6 protein-coding genes are annotated in these 3,799 nt (G+C 69.5%); 5 read left to right on the top strand and 1 reads right to left on the bottom strand.

Annotated elements, in window-relative coordinates:
• The 5 genes from FPZ41_RS45455 to FPZ41_RS45435 all read left to right on the top strand — a co-directional run.
• Positions 1–456 (top strand): class E sortase (locus tag FPZ41_RS45455; RefSeq protein ID WP_152870657.1); only part of this gene is annotated, 456 nt, incomplete at its 5' end.
• Positions 457–618: 162 nt separating this feature from the next.
• Positions 619–933: a DUF6412 domain-containing protein gene (locus tag FPZ41_RS45450; protein ID WP_322621557.1), complete on the top strand. Its 315-nt coding sequence runs from the start codon at positions 619–621 to the stop codon at positions 931–933.
• Between the two features lie 197 nt (positions 934–1,130).
• Entirely contained in the window at positions 1,131–1,874 is a 744-nt protein-coding gene (locus tag FPZ41_RS45445) for a YidC/Oxa1 family membrane protein insertase (RefSeq protein WP_322621558.1), read from the top strand.
• 138 nt (positions 1,875–2,012) lie between these two features.
• Positions 2,013–2,870 (top strand): fumarylacetoacetate hydrolase family protein, encoded by an 858-nt coding sequence (locus tag FPZ41_RS45440; RefSeq protein ID WP_152870653.1) that lies wholly within the window; start codon positions 2,013–2,015, stop codon positions 2,868–2,870.
• Between the two features lie 119 nt (positions 2,871–2,989).
• Positions 2,990–3,613: a Uma2 family endonuclease gene (locus FPZ41_RS45435; RefSeq protein ID WP_322621556.1), complete on the top strand. Its 624-nt coding sequence runs from the start codon at positions 2,990–2,992 to the stop codon at positions 3,611–3,613.
• Here the strand turns inward: FPZ41_RS45435 and FPZ41_RS45430 are convergent.
• A partial coding sequence (locus FPZ41_RS45430) for a Gfo/Idh/MocA family oxidoreductase (RefSeq protein WP_265584297.1) occupies positions 3,597–3,799 on the bottom strand: 203 nt, incomplete at its 5' end. The two genes, FPZ41_RS45435 and FPZ41_RS45430, sit on opposite strands and share 17 nt — an antisense overlap.

Below are 3,799 nucleotides of genomic sequence, written 5' to 3'. Positions count from 1 at the left end.
GACCCCACCCAGGCCTACGCCGTCCTCACCATCCCCCGGCTCGGCCTCCGTGTCCCCGTCGCCGAGGGCATCAGCAAACAGAACGTGCTCAACAAGGGCTACGCCGGCCACTACCCACGAACGGCCCAGCCCGGCCAGGCGGGAAACTTCGCCCTCGCCGGGCACCGCAACACCCACGGCGAGCCCTTCCGGTACATCAACCGGCTCCGGCGCGGCGACGAGGTGCGCGTCGAGACCCGGGCGGCCCTCTACACATACGTCGTCGACCGGACCCTCGCGCGGACCACGCCCGGCGACGGCGGTGTCATACGGCCCGTCCCGCGCAGCAGCGTCAAGCCGTCCTACGGGTACGGCGCCCCCGGCTACTACCTCACCCTCACCACCTGCACGCCCGAGTACACGTCCACGTACCGCCTTGTGGTGTGGGGGAAGCTGCGCTCCATGCACGCCAGATGAGGGCGTCGTGTCGCGTCGTGTCCCGTCGTGTATATGTGTAGGTACATTCGTACGAGTCGACGAGCGAATCGACGAGTGAGTCGAAGAGCGAGTCGACGAGCAAGTAGTCGAGCGAATGGACGAGCAGGGCGACCCGGAGGGACCCGGAGGAAGGAGCGAGTGGTGATCCGTACCTGGACCACGCTGCGCCCCGTCGCCGTCCTCCTGTTCCTCGTCCTCGAAGTCGCCGTCCTCGACACGGGCGCGGGCGGCCTCTCCGCCGCCGTCGCGTTCGCCGCGACCGCCGCGGCCGGTTCCGCCCTGGTCGCCGGCGCGCTGATCGCCTCGCGGTGCGCGCCCGCCGTGGCGCCCACGCGCGTACGGACGGCCATCCGCGACCGTGAGCGCCGTACGGCGTTCCTGCCCCAGCGAGATCCCGACGCCTCGGGACGTACGCGGCCCAGGGCGCCCGGGCGGGCCCTCCTGACGGCCGCGTAGCAGGACACGCATCTCCGCGTGATCGCCTGATCGTCCGATCCCGTGGTCGTCCGATCCCGTGGTCGTCCGATGCCGTGATCTCGTGAGCGCGTGATCTCTCGCGGTTCGTCATGCCGAATTCCCAGGCCGGCCACAACGCCGGCCGCATCCCGGCACGACGAGACCCACGGAGGGCTCACCCACCCATGTCCGCTGTCATCGCGCTCTTCGCCGACCTGGTCGGCCGACTCGCCGACCTGCTCCAGCCGCTCTTCGACGCCTCCGCGGCGGCTGCCGCGATCGTCCTGTTCACCGCGCTCGTACGACTCCTCGTCCACCCGCTGTCCCGGGCCGCGGCGCGCGGGCAGCGGGCGCGGGCCGCGTTGCAGCCGCAGATCGCCGAGCTGCGGAAGAAGCACGGGAAGAACCCGGAGAAGTTCCAGAAGGCGCTGATGGAGCTGCACACCAAGGAGAAGGTGTCGCCGCTCTCCGGCTGCCTGCCCAGCCTGTGCCAGCTCCCGGCGTTCTTCCTCCTCTACCACCTGTTCTCGAACACGACGATCGGCGGCGAGGCGAACGAACTGCTCACCCACACGCTGTTCGCCGCGCCCCTCGGCGAGCGCTGGGCGGACGCGCTCCGCGACGGCGGGGTCTTCGGAGCGGCGGGGACCGTGTACGTGGGGCTGTTCGTGATCGTCACGGGGGTCGCCGCGTTCAACTTCCGGCGGTCGAAGCGGATGATGGCGAGCGCGCCCGCCTCCGCCAACGGGCCCTCGGGGGAGCAGGTGCCAGGCCTGGCCTCGGTCACCAAGGTCATGCCGTTCATGTCCTTCCTGACCCTCGTCACCGTGGCGGTGGTGCCGCTGGCCGCCGCGCTGTACGTGGTGACCAGTACGACGTGGAGCGCGGTGGAGCGGGCGGTGCTGTACCGGGACATGCAGGCGCCCGCCACGGCGCTGTAAGGCTCCATGTCAGGCCCCATGTATGGCCCCCATGTGGGGCTCCCGCCGGTCCAGTCCGTGAACCGGGTATTGCGGACTGAACGCCGACCTTGGAGGATCGACCAGTCCTCCGATGGCTGCACCCAGGAGATAGTGATCATGAAGCTGCTGCGAGTCGGTACGGCGGGGTCGGAGCGGCCCGCGCTGCTCGATGCCGAGGGGACCCTGCGGGATCTGTCGGGCGTGGTCCCGGACATCGACGGGTCGCTGCTCGCGGACGACGAGGCGCTCGCCCTGATCCGTACGGCGGCCGAGTCCGGCGAGCTGCCGGTACTGGACGGAGACGGGCTGCGCGTCGGCCCGCCGCTCGCCCGGATTGGCAAGATCGTCTGTATCGGGCTGAACTACCACGACCACGCCCGCGAGACCGGCGCCGAGCCGCCCGCCGAGCCGGTGATCTTCTTCAAGGCGGCGGACACGGTCGTCGGGCCGCACGACACGGTGCTCGTTCCCCGCGGGTCCACCAAGACCGACTGGGAGGTGGAGCTCGCGGTCGTCATCGGGCGGACCGCCCGCTACGTCGGCTCGACGGAGGAGGCGCTCGCGCACGTCGCCGGGTACACCGTGGCGCATGACGTCTCGGAGCGCGAGTTCCAGATCGAGCGCGGCGGCACCTGGGACAAGGGCAAGAACTGCGAGACGTTCAACCCGCTGGGGCCCTGGCTGGTGACCGCCGACGAGGTGCCCGACCCTCAGGACCTGTCGCTCAAGCTGTGGGTGAACGGCGAGCTGAAGCAGGACGGCACGACGGCGGAACAGATCTTCCCGGTCGCGGAAGTCGTGCGGTACGTCAGCCAGTTCATGACCCTGTACCCCGGCGACGTCATCAACACGGGGACGCCGGCGGGAGTGGCGATGGGTGCGCCCGAGCCTAAGCCGTATCTGCGGGCGGGGGATGTGGTGGAGCTGGAGATCGAGGGGCTGGGGCGGCAGCGGCAGGAGTTCAAGGACGCGTAGCTCCTCCGGCGGTGAGCCTGGCGGCGGCGCTCGGCATCCCGGCGTGACCGGGGTGCCGAGCGTATCGTTGTACTGCGCGACTGCCCGCGACCATGCGACAGCGGGGAGGAGCGGCAACGGTGACTGTTCTCGAAGACAGGGTCGTGATGGCCGAGACGAGCGACGAGCGCACTCTGGACATGATGTTCGAGTGGCTTGAGCCCACCCCCGAGGGATTCAAGGTGGAGATCATCCAGGGGGCCATCTACATGTCGCCGCAGCGGGACAATCACTGGGACATCATCGCGGACATCTATGACCAGCTGAGGCAGAAGTACCCGCGCAAGCGCGTGAAGTCGGACGTGCGGATCGACTACCCCGGTCGCCTCAACGGCTTCGCTTCCGATGTCACCGCTCTCAAGGAAGGCGCGGTCCCGAACGACAAGGGGCTCTGGCGCTGCGAGCATGTCGAGTTCATCGCCGAGGTGATCTCCAAGGACACTGCGGCCAACGACTACGGGCCCAAGCTGGAGGCCTACGCCGCCGCCGGCGTGCCGGTGTATCTGATCGTCGACCCGTACACCGGCGAGTGCCACCTCCACACAAGGCCCAAGGGCAGCGAGTACCGCGCGAGTCTGACGCTCGACTTCGGTGACGAGGTGAACCTCACGCAGACTCCGGTCGGCATCAAGCTCTCAACGGACGAGTTCCCGCGTGAAAAGGGCCGCCCCCCTGCCAAGCAGGACCCTACAGCCGCACACTGACCCCCTCCCGAGCCGACCGCCTGGCCGCCTCCAGCACATCCAGGGCGTTCGCGGCCTCGTACGCCGTTACGGGGTTGGGGGCGCCCTCGCGCAACGCCGCAGTGACCGCCCTGTAGTACGCCCGATAGTCACCCCGCAGCGTCTCCACGGGTCGCCCCCCACCCGTCAGCGGAGACTCCCCGGAGC

Origin of the sequence: Streptomyces acidicola, assembly GCF_009377235.1 — a bacterium.
Lineage (GTDB): Bacteria > Actinomycetota > Actinomycetes > Streptomycetales > Streptomycetaceae > Streptomyces > Streptomyces acidicola.
The sequence above is the reverse complement of the archived record's forward strand: the minus strand, read 5'-3'. Positions and strand labels throughout refer to the sequence as shown.